This window comes from Flavobacterium aeripolare (assembly GCF_013294025.1).
Classification (GTDB): Bacteria; Bacteroidota; Bacteroidia; order Flavobacteriales; family Flavobacteriaceae; genus Flavobacterium.
In genome coordinates this window covers 42,023-61,656 of sequence record NZ_JABSNL010000012.1, presented here as the reverse complement: position 1 = coordinate 61,656, position 19,634 = coordinate 42,023, and the positions used below count along the sequence as shown (strand labels likewise).

Below are 19,634 nucleotides of genomic sequence, written 5' to 3'. Positions count from 1 at the left end.
TTTTTTATTGTAAAGTTAGTATTTTAAAGAAGATGGCAAAGAATACCGCTTTAGAAAGTTGTTGCCCAATTTGTTTTTTGAATAGTAAATAATACTATATTTGCGACTCTCTTGGGGGATTAGCTCATTTGGCTAGAGTGCTTGCCTGGCAGGCAAGAGGTGACCGGTTCGAATCCGGTATTCTCCACTTTCAAAACCGTAAGTCTTGTTTAGATTTACGGTTTTTTAATTTAGTTGACAGCAAAAAGATATTAAATTTAAAGTTGCTATAGTCGATATTGATGCTTGTATTAAAATAGATATATCCTTCAATATTAAATTACAAAACCTTTAAGCTTTGCAAAATAGATTATAGTTGATATAGATATATTGTTATTTGTTTGATACTGTCTTTTACGATAACAATATTTTAAAAGTAAAACTGATTTCTCATCTGAATGCCTTTCTTTATCAAAAGTACATATTTGCAAAAATAGCTTTTCACCTACATCATAACTAAAAACCTGTGAGATACCTAAAGCGACTTTTACCCAATCATCGTATGTTTCTGTAATGGATAAATCATTTTTATTCAAAAATCTAATAATTTGTTTAATAACTTTAGTGTCTCCCACTTTGTTGAATCCTTCTGTAGCAAAAGCATTTCTTTCAACTAAAACCTCCTTGGGTAATTTAGCAGATTTCCTATTAGCACTAGGTTCTTCTATTTCTAAGAAATCAGTAAAGATTTCTGATTTTTCATTAAAGAAAAAATTTTTATCCCACGATGAAAAACATAACCTAGAAACATCACTACCACTTTTATCAAGTTCTATATTATATTTATTTAAGAAATAAATACGGAGAGCATTAAAAACATATTTATGTCTAGTAACATCACTATCTATTTTAACTATCCCTTTCAAACCTAATCCAGAAGGTGAGAGCCATAATGCCATCACATAACTATCACTTTGCATATCTAGTTTAATTTGGCTCAACCAACTCTCATTCATATTGTCTATATCAATAATCATTAAGTTATTATAACCACTAATGTCATTAGCTTTTCTACCCGAGTCAAATGTACCGCAAAATGTTACTGCAGGTAGTTGACTTTTTAAGAATGTATATAGAGTTTTATCATTTTTTGCAACAGCATCTCTACATTTAACTATCAAATCTTTATATTTACCTCTCTTAATGTTTCCAAACTCTTGAAACAAAGGAATAGTAGTTGCCTTCGACGATTTCATATTGTCGAAACTTGTAATTTGTATTTCTGAAAGTGCCATCATAGTTTAACAAAAATACATATATTTGCGCAAAAGGCGTAGTAAGAGTGTACAAACATTATTCGTTTTGTCTGCGGCATTCATGTATCAGGGTGACACTTAAGTCTAGGGAACTTATTAATTTATAATTAGTGATTACCGAATAATCCAAAAGCCTATAGGTCCTGAGATATTTTTTGGCTCAATGTATTTTTTAAGCTTATTGGATACATTTTTATTTCTATCTTCACATTTAATTACAACTGCTACGCCTTTTTATTATGCAATTAGATAAATATTTCGAAGAAGAAAAAATCGTACAAATTTTATGTAAATACCGAGCGAAAGAAGCTGGTAAAAGACATGATTTACATATGGTCAGAAACTTTAGTATACATGAAAGGAGTAACAACATTTATTCTTCTCAACAGAAGGATTTATTTATTCAAATTTCAGAAATGTTTCCTTCTAGAAGAAAGTGGAAAAAACTATACCGAAATGAAAGAAAATTATGTACAAATAGCTTAAAGACTAATCAATTAAGACTTTTCAATTCTTATAAAAAAACCAAAAAAGATATTGAGCTAAATATAATACAACCTCCAATTTGGTACAATAAACTAATTTCATTTGCTGAAGAAATTCAAACTGAGATTTTAAACATTGAAAGTTTAAAATATGATTTGAGTCCACCAAAAATAACAGGAATAAAGAAAGATGAAAAAGCAGGTAAAATCACATACAGACCAATCGCGGTTTATGATTTAAAATCAAAGATAATTTGTTCTATAACAGCTAAATATTTTATCCGTTTTTTTGATAAGCATTTTTTAGATTGCTCTTATGCGTTTAGAGCTTATAATGCAGAAAGAAAAAAAATTCCTTCTCACCACGACTGTATAGATAAAATAGCCGAAAAAAGAAAAAAAAGTAAAGGATTATGGGTTGCCGAATGCGACATTCAGAAATTTTTTGATATTGTAAATCATAATCACTTATTAGAAGTCTTTAATAAAATAGCAAAAGAGATAGAAGAGGTTAGCAAAAAAACTATTGATCCAAAATCGGTAATTTTATTTAAGTCTTTTTTAAAATCTTATTCATTCCAAAATAATATTATAAAACTAAACAACAACTTAGAATGGTTTAAAGAAAACAATCTGCCAGTAGGTGTTTTCGGTTGGGCGGAAAAAGAATTGAATGATGAATTTGGCGATACATATTGCAATGATAATTTATTAGGGGTTCCACAAGGCAATGCGATCTCTTGTTTTGTCGCAAATTTAATTTTACACGACGTAGACGAAAAAGTTTTTTCAGCTGTTAAGGACATCTTTTATATAAGATATTGTGACGATATGATTTTACTACATAATGAAAAGTTAAACTGTCAATTAGCATTAGAAGCATTTACTGCAAGTTTGAAAACTAATTTCCTCCTACATCATCTACCAATAGAAAATGTAAATTACAAAAATGATAGTCAATATTTTTGGAATGAATCTAAATCAAAATTGCCATATTGTTGGGCAGATAAAAACATTTTGAACACAAATATCCCTTGGTTATCCTTTGTAGGTTACCAAATTAATTTTGATGGAAAAATTAGGGTTAGAAAAAAAACAATTATAAAAGAAGTTAAAAAACAAGTTTCAGAGACAGAGAAAATAATAATTAATTTGGGCAAACTAAAGCACTACCAAAAAGTAAGAAACGATAATTCAAGATGGTCTAAACGTCAAATTATTTCAAGTTTAGAGCATAGGCTAATTTCTATGTCAGTTGGTAGAATAAAAATATACAACCATAAAAGTCCACTTGAACAAGGGCTTTGTTGGACCAATGGATTTAAAACCTTAAAAAGGAATAGAATTGTTTCTAGACAACTTAGATATTTAGATCAAAAGAGAAATCACCAAATAGTTAGATTAAACAATTCTTTAAAGGATATTATTAAAAAATCTAATATTAAAGAATTTAAAGAAAGAAAGAATTACAATGGATCGGCCTATAGTTACTATAATTTCTTAAAATATAAATAGAGTAAATACAATTCTAAAAATTAGGATTACGTAAAATTATATAATGGCAAAAACAATCTGAAACTGAAACAAACATGGATATTTACAAACTTTAAATAATCATAATTATTCAAAATTAAAAATGTTTTTGAAATAGAATATTAGATTGTCTTTGAAAAGAATTTTGTCTAGCTTTAATACCTACTGGAACTCATAGGGAAATCTATCATGATAAGAGTCTTTAAAATTATTGATATGTATATTTATAGTAAATAAAGTCTAACTTTTGAACTTTGACAATAGAAATACAACCCTGTAAATTTCGATGAATTAAGATCAATTGTGATAAAAATAAAATATTCAAATTTTAAACCAAATTATATAACATAGATAATGATAATAATAAATTCCATCGAAATAAATAATTTTCGATCTATCGTTAAGCTTGATAAAGGCCTGAATCCTAATCAACTAAATATAATAGTAGGACAGAACGATATTGGTAAATCAAATTTTCTAAAAGCATTAAATCTGTTTTTTAATGGGGAAACAGAAATTGGTTGCCCATTTCGATTTAGTGATGATTTTTCGAAATACGCAAATACTCCCAACAAAAAAGCAGAGGAAGTGAAAATTAAAATTACTTTTCAAAGACCTACCAGATTTAAAGACAAAGAGAATATGGTATGGACAAAAATTTGGAGAAAAGAAGGTCTTTCCATAAATGAAATAAAAACTCAAAGCGGAAAAGAGCCTTCAGGAAGAAGTGGTACATTACAATGGGTTAAGAAAATTAAATTTAAATATGTACCTGCAATAAGAGGATCAGAGTATTTTAATTATTTAATGGGTGACTTACATGATGCTCTCAGTGAAATAAATCCAAGCGCATTTAACGATGCTTCTGAAAAATTTGTAGACGGGTTAAAAACACAAGTGGAACTGTTAGTAAAAAACATTACAACAGAGCTTGGTTATTCAAGCCAAATTGGAATGCCCTCAGACTTTAAACTATTGTTTTCTACTCTTGATTTTTCATTAAATAAAGGTGGAGCGATGATTTCATTAAACAAAAGAGGAGATGGAATAAAAGCTCAACACATTCCAATCATCTTAAAATTTATTGCAAATCACTACAAATCAATTGCAGGGAGAGCAGTAATAAATCCTGACACAATATGGGGCTTTGAGGAACCTGAGAACAATATGGAAATGGGTAATGCATTTAAACTCTCTAAAATTTTTGCAAATTTTTCAGATGATTTACAAATTTTTATAAACACTCACTCCCCTGCGTTTTATTCTTTAGCTAAAGATTTCACAACTAAAACAAATCTATATTTAGTAAAATCAGAAAGTGAAAATATTGGCACAAAATTAAATTCTGTAAATGTAGACGACATTCAAATATTCGATAAAGAGGTTGGTTTACTGCCCATAATTACAGAATATATTTCAAAAGAAGTTGAATTAAGACAATCAGCAGAAAAAAAAGCTGAAGAATTAAGCAAGCTAAAAAGTAATACTAAAATATTAGTTTTATCGGAAGACAAAGACTTAACTTATATAAAGAAAATTTGTGAAATTCAAAATTATGATATGACTACAACCGAATTTATATCATATGAAAGTCGCTCAAACCTTTTAGCGGCTATGCAATCTTGTAAAATAAAACTAACCGACAAACCAGAATTAACAGATATAATTTTTCATCGAGATAGTGATATTTATGATAACGACGAATTTGATAAAGATAGAGTAAAAGAAAGGTTAACAAATTTAAATAAATTAGGAATAGTCAAATACCATTTATTTCAAACTTCTGGATATGATTTAGAAAATTACTTTATTAATACTCAACACATTTTTAGTTTGTATCCAAATTTCACTGTTGAAACAATTGAACAACTAATAAGTGAATCCACACTTGAAACGAAAGGTAAATCAATGGATAAACTATATAATAAGATGGAACAAAAAAGAAGGGAATATGAGAATAGGGGTGAATTATTTAAGTTCAGTAATTCAAATACAATTAAAGAATTACAAGAGCTATACGATAACAATGTGGAAAGATATCGATATGGAAAGACTGTGTTAGGTGTTTTAATAGGGAAACTTGCAAAAGGTTATGGAAATGTTGATTTGCTCCAAAATACGGATAAAATTAAAGTAAAGTTTTTGCAAGATATCATAGAAAAACAAGATTAAACATTAGAAGGTATTAATATCGAAATTTTAATATTTAACACTTATTACAGTTCTACTAAATTCATAATGCAGATAATATATTTCAACCATTATTAAATAATATTTATAAAATCTGCGTCTTATAAATAATCTAGTATTTCTTATAAAAAACTTAGTGAATGTTTATTCAGTACATGCTATATTAAAAATCAAGCCTTACAGAGATAAGGCTTTTTTTTCAATACCCAATACCCAAAATCTTAAACTCCCTATCTTCTGTAGCTAATTTCAACACGGCTACATCACCTACTTTTTTATTGATTAAGATTCTTGCTATGGGTGAGATAAACGAAATCTTGCCTTTGGCGATATTTGCTTCGTCTACTCCTACTATTTGGTACTTTTGAATCTTTTTATCGGTGCCTATTTGCATGCTTATGAGGGCGCCAAATCGTATTTCGTCATGCGGTTGCTTGCTTAAGTCAACTACTTTTGCAGTCGCGATTCTCTGATTCAGCAATTGAATTTTAGCGTTTATATAATTTACTGTAATGCGTCTTTCGTTTTCATCCGTGTTTGCTACTGTTTCTATTTCGTGTAACAACGTTTCTTTTTCCAGGAGTAATTCGTCCATTCCGTTTTGTGTTACGTAGTTCACCATTCCGTCAGGTAAATCAGCTCTAGGTGGAACCATTGGAATTTCTTCTTGATCGTTTTCTTTTACAAATCCTCTGCTCATATTTTCTATTTTTCTACTACTAGTATCGCTCCGTTCAATGTATTTGTGGTTAATTTTTAAACAAGAACAACATTCGATACCTACTAGTTTTTCATTACTAATTTTATCTATCAACCTCAGCATAACTTAATGATTATCACATTACATTAGCGTATTGGCCTATAATACTAAGTTACAAAATATCCTTTTTTTGACTGTAACAATGGCGCCATCTTTAAGAAAACTTTAGCGGTTTAAAACCGTAAAACGAAAATAGTAGCAACAAAAAAACCCCGGAATATCCGGGGTTTTAAAAATGTATTTGAGTTCTTTTAGATTAAAAGAAACCCATTGGTTTTTTATCGTATGAGATCAACATGTTTTTTACAACACGGTAATGGTCTAACGCCATTTTGTGATTCTCGCGTCCAAAACCTGACTCTTTTACTCCACCAAATGGTGCGTGAGCTGGGTAAGTGTGGTATTGATTCACCCATACTCTACCTGCTTGAATAGCACGTGGAACTTGGTATAACTCATGTGCATCACGAGACCAAACTCCTGCTCCTAATCCGTAAGGAGTATCGTTTGCGATTTCGATTGCTTCTTCAGTAGTACTGAATGTTGTTAATGCTACAACTGGCCCAAAAATCTCTTCTTGGAAGATACGCATTTTGTTATTTCCTTTAAGAACTGTAGGTTGGATATAGTACCCCTCAGAAAGTTCTCCTTCATAGTTTCCTGCTCCACCACCAGCAATTACTTCAGCACCTTCTTCTTTACCAATGTTGATATAGTTTAGGATTTTTTCGTATTGTGGTTTAGATACTTGAGAACCAATCATTGTTTCTGGGTCTAAAGGATTTCCTGTTTTGATTGCTTTTAGTCTCACTTTCATTTTTTCGATAAAAAGATCAACGATGTCTTCATGTACTAAAATTCTTGTTGGAGCAGTACAAATCTCCCCTTGATTTAAAGCAAACATCAACGCTCCTTCGATTGATTTACTAAAGAAATCATCATCATGAGCTGCTACAGATGGGAAGAAAATATTAGGTGATTTACCTCCTAATTCCATTGTTACTGGAATAATATTTTCGGCTGCATTGTGGTATACTTTCTGTCCTGTAGCTGTTGAACCTGTAAAAGATAATTTAGCGATTCTTTTTGAAGTTGCTAGTGCTTGACCTGCTTCTGCACCAAAACCTGTTACAATGTTTAAAACTCCTGGAGGCAATAAATCTCCAATTAATTCCATTAACATAATCACACTTGTAGGTGTTTGTTCTGCTGGTTTTACTACTGCAGTACATCCTGCAGCTAATGCTGGTGCTACTTTCCAAGCTAACATTAACATTGGGAAATTCCATGGAATGATTTCTCCCACTACTCCAATAGGCTCGTGCAATACGATACTTACAGTGTTTTTATCATGCTCAGCAATTGTTCCTTCGTCTGCACGAATTACTCCTGCAAAATAACGGAAGTGATCTATACAGTAAGGAATATCTGCTGCACGTGACTCACGAATAGGTTTTCCGTTGTCAATTGTTTCTAGTGTTGCTAAGTATTCTGCGTTATCTTCCATCACTTGCGCAATTTTCAATAAGGCGTTGCTACGCTCTGTTGCTGATGAAGTACTCCATGACGGAAAAGCTTCGTGTGCAGCATCTAGTGCTAAGTCTATATCTTCTTGTGTTGAACGTGCTGCTTGCGTAAATACTTTACCATCTACTGGTGAAATATTATCAAAATATTGTCCTTTAACTGGATCAACAAATTTACCTCCAATAAAATTTCCGTATCTTTCTTTAAAGTCCGGTTTTGTTACATTTGCCATATCTGTTTGTATTTAATTTGTTATAATCGTTTTAAAAACGCTTTGTTTTAATTACAAGGCAAAGGTATCAATACACAAAACCAATCTGATTACCAATACGGTTCAAAAACTTATGAAAACAGTCCAAAAAGTCCAACTCAGCTACTTTTTATTCGAATAAAAATAGTATTTAATTGTTTTTCAGTGTTTTAAAAATAATCGCGCTATTGCAAAATATCCACTGGACTTATTCCAAATTTATTTTTGAAGGCTATACTAAAGTTAGACAGGTTGTTATAACCCGCATCTAAATAAATGTCTGAAGGTTTTAAGACTCCTTCTTGCAATAAATCTTTGGCTCTTTGAAGACGCTTGTCTTGCAACCACTTTCCAGGTGCTTCTTTGTATTCTAAAGTAAAATGACGCTTGAAGGTAGACAAACTCATATTGCATAAAAACGCAATCTCTTCTAGTTTTAGGTTCGAATAGACATTACTCTCTATCACATTTTTAAATGGCGAAACTTCGTTAGAGATTAAAGAATGTAAGAAATCCTCAAATGCCCCTTTGTACTTTGCTAGAAGGTACAGCATAATTTCCTCAAATTTTATCTCTAATAAATTAGCACTATACGCTGAATTATCCAGATGAAGAATAGAAAGCGAGTTCAAGAACGACCCTATATAATCATCATTCTCTATAACAAAGTAGGCTACCTCATTTGTGTACGGCTGTGTATTTTTTGTATGCTTTTTTAAAAATTTTAAAAGTTGGTGTTCCGAAAAAAAGAACAGCTTGCAGTAATAAATCGTTTCTGTGTCTAATAATTCAGTCCACAACCAGTTTCCCTTTTTTAATAGTAGCGATTGCTGGCTGTTGACCGCAATTGAAGTATCCCCAAAGTGGACTTGCTTCTTCCCTACTTGCAAAAAGCTGAACATGTTCATGCTCAAGTTTACCTTGCTTTTTACAACATCGCTCGTCATTTTAAAATCATACACGAGTAAGCCGCTATTTACTTCTTTCTCTTTTATATAAACCTCTGGAATGTTTTCTATTGCCATGACATCTTCTTTCTTGATTGTTGTGAGTTACAATAAATACGAAACTCCAATGGATCCGTAAAAATAACCTGAATTTGTAGGATGGTGTAATTCGCGACCACGATACATAAAAATATAGGATAGATTCCAATTATTCTTTCGATACTTAAAACCTGCCTCACCATTAAAACGCCATGGAACTAGTTTAAACGTAACCGGGCTATTGTCAATAAACATACTCCCTTGAATGGTGGCATCATAGACTTGGTAATTGATGCTTGGTGCGATATAAAAGTAAAATTCACTAACTGAACTCCCTACAGCACCGCCATATAAATTAGAATCGTAAACTGCTGCTAATTTTTTAAAACCTATTCTACTTACTAATCCGGTAGACACGCCTGTGAATAAGGTTCCCAAACTAGCTTCTGATTTAAAATGGAAATCAACAAAGTCACTACTAACACTTTGCACTATTTTTTTCGAAAAAAGAACATGCGCTTGAACTGCCAGAGCATTTTGTATTTGGCTATCCCAACCAAAGACTTCTTTGTACCCTATGAGATCATGAAAGCCTTTTTGCGTTTCCCTACCAAAGGCATTAGGACCCAAATACCCCAAACGGAAATCCAAACTCAATACAGATTCCTTCTTGTAGAATATCGAACTCGCAATTTCTCCAAACAAATAGCCCGCATAAGGACGGTCCATGATTGCCTCGTCAGGCGTGTCTATAAATCGCGGTGTGTAAATGTATTGCCCTAACTTGAATCCTAGCGTTTGCTTGTATACATTGCTATTATCATTTGCAATAGTCTTTTTATAAAATAACTCTAAACCGTTAGTATAATACATGTCGTATTTAGAGGAAGTATACAAGTCATTGTCAGTTATGATACCCACTTCAGCATTTGTACTTTGCGAATGTGAGGCATAAGCCAACAGAAACAGTAGTGCTAGAAAGCGATATTTACTATGCATTTAGTAGTTAATTTTACCAACTGTGCGCATGACACGTACAATTTTTGTTTTTCTATTATTGATATAACTAGACGAACTTGTAGCAGTAAAACGGCGCGGATTAGGCAATATTGCAGCAATTCCAGCTGCTTGTAAAGGGGTAAGATTAGCAGCGCCTTTACGGTACCAGTGCTCTGCAGCAGCTTGTGCTCCATAGACACCATCTCCCATTTCAATGCTATTTAAATACACTTCCATGATGCGTTCTTTTCCCCAGATTAGCTCAATTAAAACTGTAAAATAAGCCTCAAGACCTTTACGTAAGTAGCTACGTCCTTGCCATAAAAAGACATTTTTTGCCGTTTGTTGCGAAATCGTGCTTCCTCCTTTGATGTTTTTTCCTCGGGAGTTGTTTTTATAGGCTTTTTGTAAGGCTATAAAATCAAAACCATTGTGGTTCAAGAAATTCCCATCTTCACTAGCGATAACCGCTTTTTGTAAATTAACTGAGATGTTTTCTAGTGGTTCCCAATCGTGACTAAAAACAGCTTCTTTACCCGCTTTTTTATGTTCGAAAGCGCGAATAACCATCAAGGGCGTAAAATGAACAGGGACAAATTTAAAAAGCACAACAAAAAATACCGACAACCCGATACCGAACAGAAAAAATTTTAAAATAAATGTCCTAATGCTTTTCATAAAACTACCTGATGATTTACTTGTTTTCCTTTTACTACTATTTGTAGGCCTAACTTTTATTCCCATTATATTAAATCTGCTAATTCTTGTCCTATTAAACTTCCTATTGCAACACCCATTCCTCCTAGTCTCACACCACAATAAACATTATTTGACAGCTGTGAAACAATAGGATTCTTGCTATTGCCTATTCCCATGATACCACTCCAGCGGTGTGCAATTTTAAAATCTTGCTCGGGCAAAATTACTTCTTTTAATAGTTGTTCCAATCGGTTTTGTATAATTTCTGTTTGACCAAATTCTGTGGTGGTTTCAGCATCAAAATTGAGGTTTCTACCACCGCCTAGTAAAATGCGATCGCCTATATTTCGAAAATAATAATAGCCTTTATCTAAATGAAACGTTCCCTTGATATCTAGATTCTTAATCGGTTCGGTAATCACTACTTGAGCTCTTGCCGGTTTAACAGCGCCATTTGTAATTTGGTTCGAAAATCCATTTGTAGCAAACAACAACTTATTCGTATAAAAACTAAAATCCTTCAAAGCGACTTCGACAGTATTTTCTTTATCAGCATAAGAAATGACCGTCTGTTGATTCAAAATTAAAATGTTAGCAGCGTGGGCTTTTTTAAGCAGTGCCTCCATCATGTTCCCAGTATCAATTTGCCCTTCAAATGGATTGAAAATTAAATACTCGTTTGTACCCTTAAAACTAAACCGATCAACTTCTTTATTAAAGACATTTGCTTTAAAAAGAGGTCTTAGAATTTCGTTTACAAATGGTAAAGCACGCAAGCACTCCTGAAACAAACTTTCGTCTTGTTCTGTAAATAGTTCGTACCCACCAAAGGGTTTGAAATCTATCGTATCATCACCCAGATTTTTACGCAGCATTTGCAAACCCCTCCATCTCTTTTCGATTAAAGAGACGACCTCTTCTTCAGAGTGTGATTTTAAGTCATCCATGATTTCTGAAAGGCTACCAAAACATGCAAAACCAGCATTCTTTGTACTTGCCCCTTGCGGAAGCACGCCTTTCTCTAGCAGTAAAATCTTGCTATTTGGGAATCTTTCGCGTAAGCGTAAGGCAGCGTGCAAGCCTACAATCCCGCTTCCTACAATGGTATAATCTACATTAGAAAACCAATTTTTTAATTCCCAATAACTTAAATTCATGCCCTAATTTTTTATAAAAATAATATTTTAAACGCAAAAACTAACATTTAGAAATACTTAACAAAATCCTCAAGCCCGATTTAGAATTAAATTGTATTTTTAGATTCCAAAAACAAAAGCATTTTCATGAAAAAAATTCTTCTTACAACATTAACAATGATGAGTTTAAGCGCAATGAGCCAAAACGTAATGACACCAGAATTGCTCTGGAAATTAGGCAGAGTATCTCCCTTAGGCATTTCTAAAGACAGTAAAAATATCGTTTACAAGGTGACAACACCTTCTATCGAAGAAAACAAATCGTCTTCTAAATATTATACAATCCCTGTAAATGGAGGAAACGCCACCGAAGTAAAGGATTATGAAGGACTTGTAATCAATAAAAACATTTCACTAGACTCGAAGTATTTAGCATACAATGAAGAGGTAAAAATCAACGCAGTAAATGGGAAAGATTTTTATCCAGAGTTAGAAAAATCAGAAGTTCAAATTTATGATGGTTTAGATTACCGTCATTGGGATACTTGGAACGAAGGGAAATTCAATCATGTTTTTTACAAAGAAACAAAAACCGATGCAACCGGAATTGATATTTTAAAAGGCGAAGCATACGATAGTCCGCAAAAACCTTTTGGAGGTGACGAAGATTACATTTGGTCACCAGATAGCAAGAGCATTCTATACGTAGCTAAGAAAAAAGCAGGCACACAATATGCTATTTCGACAAATACAGATATTTTTGAATACAATCTAGCCACTGGAAAAACAATCAATAGAACCGAAGGAAACCTAGGATATGATACTGCGCCACAATTTTCTCCTGAAGGAAATATAACGTGGTTACAAATGAAACGTGACGGTTATGAAGCTGATAAAAATGACTTGATTGTTGATTTCAAAGGTCAAAAAATGAACTTAACAGCAAACTGGGACGGTACCGTTGAAAGTTATAAGTGGAGTGTTGACGGTAAAAAAATCTATTTTATTGCTGCTGTAGACGGAACAAAACAACTATTTGAAGTAAACTTTCCTGGTCTTACAAGAATTGCGATACAAGTAATTCAAGTTACAAAAGGTGATTTTGACATAAATGAAATCATTGGTTTTTCAGGAAATAATGTTCTTGTTACAAGAGGAGACATGAATCACGCTGCAGAAATTTTTACCTATGATTTAAAGAAAAATGACTGGAAACAAATCACCAATGTAAATACTGATGTTTATAAAACATTGGCGTTAAGCAAAACTGAAAGAAGATACGTTACGACTACTGATGGCAAAAAAATGTTAGTATGGGTTATCTTACCTCCTAACTTTGATGCAACAAAAAAATACCCTACACTTTTATATTGTCAAGGAGGACCACAAAGCGCTTTGACTCAGTTTTATTCTTTCCGTTGGAATTTTCAATTAATGGCAGCAAACGGCTATATCGTTGTGGCGCCTAACCGCCGTGGTATGCCAGGACATGGTGTTGAATGGAATGAAGCAATTAGTAAAGATTGGGGTGGCCAGGTTATGGACGATTACCTATCTGCGATTGATGATGTAAGCAAAGAAAGCTATGTAGACAAAAGCCGTTTAGGATGTGTAGGAGCTAGTTATGGTGGGTATTCTGCTTTTTACTTAGCTGGAATTCACAACAACCGTTTTAAAACATTTATTGCTCACGATGGTGTTTTTAATACGCAAAGTATGTTTGGGACTACTGAAGAAGTTTTCTTTAACAACTGGGATTTTGGTGGTGCATACTGGGAAAAAGACAATGCTGTAGCGCAAAAAACCTATACTACTTTTAACCCAATTACATTAGTCGACAAATGGAACGCACCTATCTTAGTGATTCAAGGTGGTAAAGATTTTAGAGTCCCAATAGGACAAGGGCAAGAAGCATTTCAAGCAGCACAATTGCGCGGAATAAAAAGCAGATTTTTATATTTTCCGGAAGAAAATCATTGGGTTTTAAAACCTCAAAACGCGCAAGTATGGCAAAGAGAATTCTTTAAATGGCTTAAAGAAACGCTATAATTAAACTTGAATTTTCGATTACCATTTATTCTTAAAATCTCATTACAGAACAACAAATATCGTAACCAAATAATATCTCATGTATAAATTCCCTATTAAAAACTTATTCATCGCATCAGCAATAGCGTTAAGCATGAATTCTGTTTCAGCACAAGATGGATTAGTAAATTCGTTAAAAGTAAACATCAGTGCAAAAAGCGCTGAAAGTTTCACCTTTACTGATATCATCAATCTAGGAAACACCTCTATAAAAAATCAAGGTTCGTCAGGGACATGCTGGAGTTATTCGACTAATTCTTACTTAGAGTCAGAAATGATTAGAATGGGAAAACAACCCGTAGAACTTTCTCAAGTATTTTCGGCACGTAATGCCTATGTTGAAAAAGGTAAAAACTATGTGCGCATGCATGGCGCAGTAACGCTAGGAGACGGAGGAGAATTACATGATGTAACAAACATGTTTAGAAAATACGGAGCGGTACCACAATCAGTGTACAGCGGATTAAATTACGGTACAACAAAGAACAAATTTGCTGAAATGGCAGGTATTACTGAAGCAATGTTAGCAGCAGTAGTAAAAAATCCAAATGGTGAATTGACACCTAACTGGGAAAAAGCATACGCAGCAGTTATTGATTCTTACCTAGGAGAAGTTCCTAAAAACTTTGATTACAAAGGTAAGAACTACACACCGCAATCATTTGCTAAAGAAGTGGTAGGAATTAATCCTGATGAGTACGTAGAATTTGCTTCTTATTCTACTGAGCCTTACTACGCAAAAACGATGATGATGGTTCCTGATAACTGGTCATTTGACTTGGTGTACAACGTCAAGATGAACGACATGACTTCAATTATTGACAATGCATTAAAAACGGGTTATACTGTGGCATGGGCATCTGATGTAAGTGAAAAAAGCTTCAGTTGGAAAAATGGTGTGGCATACGTTCCTACAAAAAAGGCAGAGGACATGACTACTGAAGAAAAAGAAAACATGTTCAATGGACCTAAACCAGAATTAGAAATCACTGAAGAATTGCGTCAAAAAGCATTTGATAATTATCAAACTACAGATGATCACGCGATGCATATTGTAGGGCTTGCAAAAGACCAAACTGGAAAAGAATACTACATCGTTAAAAATTCTTGGGGAGTGACAAATGACTACAAAGGATATTTATATGTTACTAAGAATTTTGTAAAATATAAAACAACTTCTTTTATGGTTAATAAAGCAGCGATCCCAACAGACATTGCCAAGAAAATAGGAGCATAATTAGTAGCGTACAGCTGTAACTAATTATCGTGAATGTAGCTATAATTACTTCACGATAACAATATAAATCTACCCCGCATTAACACTAAAAAATGGGAAATAAGAGCAGTAATATACCTGTCAAGGTTTTTATCAGTTACCTAGCCTTAGCGGCATTAGTAATGAGTGTGGGGTGGATTTTATATTCAGAAAATGTGGTTTATACCAACATTGAAAAAAAGATAATTTTCGAAAAAAACAAGGTTTTAAAAGTCACCAAGCTCTTTACCAGTGTTTATAAAACAGAGAGTTTAGCTCGAAAGACCATCCAAACAAATTCTGAAGCAGATTTTCAAAATTACGTTCTAGAAACTGATTCATTGCAGTTTAAAATAAACGCATTAAAGAAAATCGTTTCTACTAAATACCAAATTAAGTTATTAGATAGCGTCAATATATTATTATCAGAAAAGAATAATAATATTAGGCAATTACGCGCCATAAAAAATCAAGGCAATGATGAAGAATCTGTAAGCAATGCTATTAATGAAATTTCAAAATTAGAATCATCCTTGCGCAAACTTGAGCTCAATGATTTCACTAAAAACCCTGCCGCACTGGGAACTTACCAGCGTAATGTACTGCAAAAATATGTGGATTATTTGAATCAAAATATCCCTGATGACAGCACAAACACCCTTACTAAAAAAGTAACGGATTCTATTTTAGCAGCCTCAAAGCGACTGCTGAGCACCGTCAAGAAAGAAACGGCAAAACAAAAAGAATCTGTAAACATTCAAGAAAACAAACTCTTAAGAAATGAGATATTAATCTCAGAGAAATTGAGAAAAGTATTGCGAATTATTGAGCGAGAGATTATCGTATATTCTGTTCAAAATAATACTGAAAAAGAAAAATCTTTAAAGAAAATCAATCAAATAGTAACTGCCGCCGCCGCTGTAGGCTTACTGCTTACCGTTTTCTTTTCGATATTAATTACTAGTGATTTTTCAAAAACGCAATCCTATAAAAAGCAATTAGAGATTGCCAACTTTAAAACTAAAAATCTCTTAAAAAGCAGAGAACAACTCATCTCTACGGTGAGTCACGACCTTAAAACGCCCTTAAGCACTATTATGGGTTATATTGAGATGTTAGGCAATTCTCCATTGACGGCAAAGCAAAAATACTTTACTCAAAATGTTAAGAACTCGTCAGAATATATTTCGAGATTAGTACAAGACCTTTTAGATTTCTCCCAAATCGAAGCAGGAAAAATCGCCATTGAAAATACCAGTTTTTCACTACCCGATATGATGGACGAGATTGCAAAAAGTGTTCAATCTGTATTTTCACATAAAAAAATAGCCTTAAAAATCACTGCAGATAGCGCATTGAATCAAAATATAATTGCAGATCCTTTTAGATTAAAACAAGTGCTTACAAACATTATAGGTAACGCTTATAAATTTACTGAAGAGGGACGCATCACCATTAATGCTAGCGTAAAAAATAATACTACAGTCGCTATTACAATTCAAGATTCAGGAATAGGAATTGAAGAAGACAGTCAAGATTTAGTATTTGAAGAATTTGCACAAGCCAATGAAAACATAGAAAAAAAGTACGGAGGCACTGGACTAGGATTAGCAATTTCTAAAAAAATAATTTCGCTTCTTGGCGGTACGCTATCATTAAAAGAAAGCAATGAAAAAGGAAGTGCGTTTCTAGTTGAGTTGCCACTCAATTATGATGACACAATATTATCAGTACCTACAAATCAATTTTCGAAAATAAAACCAATGGGATCAAAAACCATTGTAGTAGTTGATGACGACACCGATTTATTGAAACTAACAACAGAAGTATTACGACAACATAATTATACTGTACTACCATTTGACAATGCCCACATCGCATTAAAAGAAATGGCAGTAACCGCTTTTGATTTGGTCATCACCGACATACAAATGCCAGCAATGGATGGTTTTACTTTTTCGAGAGCAGCAAAAGACATTGAAAATTATAACGACCAACCTATTGTAGCTGTAACGGGAAGAAACGATTTGGGTCCCGATATTTATGGTAAAACAGGATTTACAACGGTTATTAAAAAGCCGTATACTACCACAACATTACTAACTACTGTTAGCGCCGTGTTGAACGAGCAGATGATTCCTATTCAACAAGAAGTAGAGACATTAAAAGAGGAAAGTGAACTGTTTACTTTGCGCTCGCTACACTCTTTTTTGAACAATGACAATGAGGCCGTAAACGCAGTATTAACCTCTTTTATAGAATCGACTACTACAAACATGGAGCTGTTGCACGAAGCTATTGAAGGCAGTGATTTTGCCACCGTTAAAATGGTTGCACACAGAATGGCTCCTATGTTCAAACAAATTGAAGCTACAGATAGCGCTGCAATCTTAAACAATCTTGAGATTAACGATCACAGTCAACCAGCGTTAATAGCACTGTTTAAAACATTAGAAGAAAACGTAAATTTACTTGTGAAAGCGATACAAACAGCGATTAATTAAGTTCGTATAATTTTATTTTATTGTAGAGGGTTTTTCTAGTGATATTAAGAAGTTTAGCCGCTTCAGATTTATTATTTTGAGCTTTTGCTAAAGCATTTACTATAGCTTCTTTTTCATTGACAGATAGTGAAAATTCTCCTGCAGTGGTAACCGCGCGCTGAAAAAATTCAGCCGGAAGAACATTGCTTTCAATGAAATCTGTTTGCGTTAGTAAGGTGGCTCTTTTTACACAATTTTGAAGTTCTCTTAAATTTCCTGGCCATGGATATTTTTGAAATATACTTACGACTTCGGGAGAAAAGCCAATCACTTCTTTATTCAACTGATTATTTGCTTTCTCTAAAAAGAACTCTGCAAAAACCATTAAGTCTTCTCCACGCTCTGACAAAGCAGGAGAATGAATCGAGAATTCGTTGATTCTATGATACAGATCTTCTCTAAAATCACCATTTTTCACTGCTTCTCTCAAATCTTCATTTGTAGCAGTTAGAATTCTAATATCTACTTTAATTTCTTTATTACTGCCTACAGGCTTAATTTTTCTTTCTTGTAAAGCACGCAACAACTGTATTTGGTTTTCGTAAGAGAGATTTCCTATTTCGTCTAAAAATATCGTACCGCCATTTGCCGCTTCAAAATAGCCTATTTTATCTGAAATCGCTCCTGTGAACGAACCTTTTAAATGACCAAAAAATTCACTTGCGGCCAGCTCTTTAGGAATAGCACCACAATCGACAGCAATAAAGTTATTGTCTTTTCTAAGACTTTGCTGGTGAATACTTTTTGCTATAATTTCTTTACCAGTACCGCTTTCGCCAATAATTAGCACAGACATATCAGTAGGACTAACCAACTTAATATGTTGCAATAAGGTAATTGAAGCTTTAGAGATACCTTGAACAAATTCTTCAGTATCATCGTTAGTGCTCGGTTTTACCTTTTTTTCTTTTTTCTCAATCTTTTGCTCAGGAACATTATTTTCTAATGCATTAGCAATTACAATTAATACTTCGTCTGGATTAAAGGGTTTAGAAATATAGTCTGAGGCACCATTTTTTATTGCTTTTACAGCGGTATTTACATCAGAGTATCCTGTCATTAAGATTACAGGAATTTGCGGATACAACGCTTTAATTTCTCCCATCAATTTTATACCATCATCATCTGGTAAACGCAAATCTGTAAGTACTAAATCATACTTATCTTTAGTCAAAGCAATCTTAGCTTCGGCAGCAGAGTATGATGCAGTAACGGCATAGGTATTTTTTGTTAGAAATTTTTCTAACAGTTTACAGAACGAGATGTCATCTTCAATAATTAAAATCTTTGGCATTGTATAGCTACATTTTATGCTAAAATAACATTAATAAAATTGTATTTTCACAAAATTTTGTAAAAAAAAAGAGAAGCTACGATACGTAACTTCTCTCTTTCAAACCTAAATCTTAACTTCCATTAATTTCACAATCAACAGTCATCGACATCTGCTAATACAGTAGCCTTTTGACCTTGTATTGTACTTATAAACGGCATTTTTCAAAGTTTCCCCAAACACTTAAAACGCTCGTTATTTTTATTAAAAAAAGTCAGATTATAGTTTATTTATTTTTGTATTATGGTTCCCGCTGCATCTGTATAAACAGTAACACTTTCTTCCCCAACTTTTACCTCAAGTTTGTACTCTTGGTTTTCATTGGTATATGCTTTTTCAATTACTGCTCCAGGCATTGCTGTAGCTACGGCACTTTTTACCGCATCTGGTAACGCATCAACCGCTACTTCAGTGTACTCTTCTTGTACAGCAATTTCTAAAACCTGCTGATTTTTCTCTACTGTATTTGTGTTTGCAAAAGTTGTAAAACTCCCTAATAACACTGCTAATGATAATACTACCTTTTTCATAATAAATTTTTTTGTGGTTAATTAA

At 33.1% G+C, this 19,634-nt stretch carries 14 protein-coding genes and 1 tRNA gene; 6 read left to right on the top strand and 9 right to left on the bottom strand.

Features of this window, described 5'->3' with window-relative positions; translation table 11 throughout:
• Positions 1-113: 113 nt before the first annotated feature.
• Positions 114-187, top strand: a tRNA-Ala gene (locus tag HNQ00_RS13755).
• A 127-nt stretch (positions 188-314) separates the two neighbouring features.
• Here HNQ00_RS13755 and HNQ00_RS13750 read toward each other — a convergent pair.
• Positions 315-1,277, bottom strand: coding sequence for a BT4734/BF3469 family protein (locus tag HNQ00_RS13750; protein WP_173839076.1), 963 nt, complete (start codon positions 1,275-1,277; stop codon positions 315-317).
• Between the two features lie 257 nt (positions 1,278-1,534).
• On the opposite strand from HNQ00_RS13750, the gene HNQ00_RS13745 reads away from it, so the two are divergent.
• Together HNQ00_RS13745 and HNQ00_RS13740 are read left to right on the top strand one after the other, a co-directional pair.
• Positions 1,535-3,295, top strand: coding sequence for a reverse transcriptase domain-containing protein (locus tag HNQ00_RS13745; protein ID WP_173839075.1), 1,761 nt, complete (start codon positions 1,535-1,537; stop codon positions 3,293-3,295).
• 372 nt (positions 3,296-3,667) lie between these two features.
• Entirely contained in the window at positions 3,668-5,485 is a 1,818-nt protein-coding gene (locus HNQ00_RS13740; RefSeq protein WP_173839074.1) for an ATP-dependent nuclease, read from the top strand.
• Positions 5,486-5,702: 217 nt separating this feature from the next.
• Here the strand turns inward: HNQ00_RS13740 and HNQ00_RS13735 are convergent, their stop codons facing one another.
• The 6 genes from HNQ00_RS13735 to HNQ00_RS13710 form a co-directional block, all read right to left on the bottom strand.
• Positions 5,703-6,203, bottom strand: coding sequence for a GreA/GreB family elongation factor (locus HNQ00_RS13735; protein WP_173839136.1), 501 nt, complete (start codon positions 6,201-6,203; stop codon positions 5,703-5,705).
• A 316-nt stretch (positions 6,204-6,519) separates the two neighbouring features.
• Positions 6,520-8,022 (bottom strand): aldehyde dehydrogenase family protein, encoded by a 1,503-nt coding sequence (locus tag HNQ00_RS13730; RefSeq protein ID WP_173839073.1) that lies wholly within the window; start codon positions 8,020-8,022, stop codon positions 6,520-6,522.
• Between the two features lie 203 nt (positions 8,023-8,225).
• Positions 8,226-9,065, bottom strand: coding sequence for a helix-turn-helix domain-containing protein (locus HNQ00_RS13725; protein ID WP_173839072.1), 840 nt, complete (start codon positions 9,063-9,065; stop codon positions 8,226-8,228).
• 27 nt (positions 9,066-9,092) lie between these two features.
• Positions 9,093-10,025 carry a lipid A deacylase LpxR family protein gene (locus HNQ00_RS13720; protein WP_173839071.1) on the bottom strand — a complete coding sequence of 311 codons (933 nt, stop codon included), beginning with the start codon at positions 10,023-10,025 and terminating at the stop codon, positions 9,093-9,095.
• Complete coding sequence (mtgA, locus tag HNQ00_RS13715; RefSeq protein ID WP_173839070.1) at positions 10,026-10,769, bottom strand: monofunctional biosynthetic peptidoglycan transglycosylase; 744 nt, start codon at positions 10,767-10,769, stop codon at positions 10,026-10,028. It abuts the gene before it with no gap.
• Entirely contained in the window at positions 10,769-11,881 is a 1,113-nt protein-coding gene (locus HNQ00_RS13710) for an NAD(P)/FAD-dependent oxidoreductase (protein WP_173839069.1), read from the bottom strand. The genes mtgA and HNQ00_RS13710 overlap by 1 nt, the downstream gene beginning before the upstream one ends.
• 126 nt (positions 11,882-12,007) lie before the next feature.
• On the opposite strand from HNQ00_RS13710, the gene HNQ00_RS13705 reads away from it, so the two are divergent.
• The 3 genes from HNQ00_RS13705 (at position 12,008) to HNQ00_RS13695 (ending at position 17,707) form a co-directional block, all read left to right on the top strand.
• On the top strand, positions 12,008-13,909 hold the full coding sequence (locus tag HNQ00_RS13705; protein ID WP_173839068.1) for a S9 family peptidase: 1,902 nt from the start codon (positions 12,008-12,010) through the stop codon (positions 13,907-13,909).
• Positions 13,910-13,988: 79 nt separating this feature from the next.
• Positions 13,989-15,185 (top strand): C1 family peptidase, encoded by a 1,197-nt coding sequence (locus tag HNQ00_RS13700; protein WP_173839067.1) that lies wholly within the window; start codon positions 13,989-13,991, stop codon positions 15,183-15,185.
• A 92-nt stretch (positions 15,186-15,277) separates the two neighbouring features.
• Positions 15,278-17,707, top strand: coding sequence for a hybrid sensor histidine kinase/response regulator (locus HNQ00_RS13695; protein WP_173839066.1), 2,430 nt, complete (start codon positions 15,278-15,280; stop codon positions 17,705-17,707).
• On the opposite strand, the gene HNQ00_RS13690 is transcribed toward HNQ00_RS13695, so the two are convergent.
• Complete coding sequence (locus HNQ00_RS13690; protein WP_173839065.1) at positions 17,700-19,040, bottom strand: sigma-54-dependent transcriptional regulator; 1,341 nt, start codon at positions 19,038-19,040, stop codon at positions 17,700-17,702. The two genes, HNQ00_RS13695 and HNQ00_RS13690, sit on opposite strands and share 8 nt — an antisense overlap.
• Before the next feature lie 269 nt (positions 19,041-19,309).
• Positions 19,310-19,609 carry a hypothetical protein gene (locus HNQ00_RS13685; RefSeq protein ID WP_173839064.1) on the bottom strand — a complete coding sequence of 100 codons (300 nt, stop codon included), beginning with the start codon at positions 19,607-19,609 and terminating at the stop codon, positions 19,310-19,312.
• Positions 19,610-19,634 lie beyond the last annotated feature (25 nt).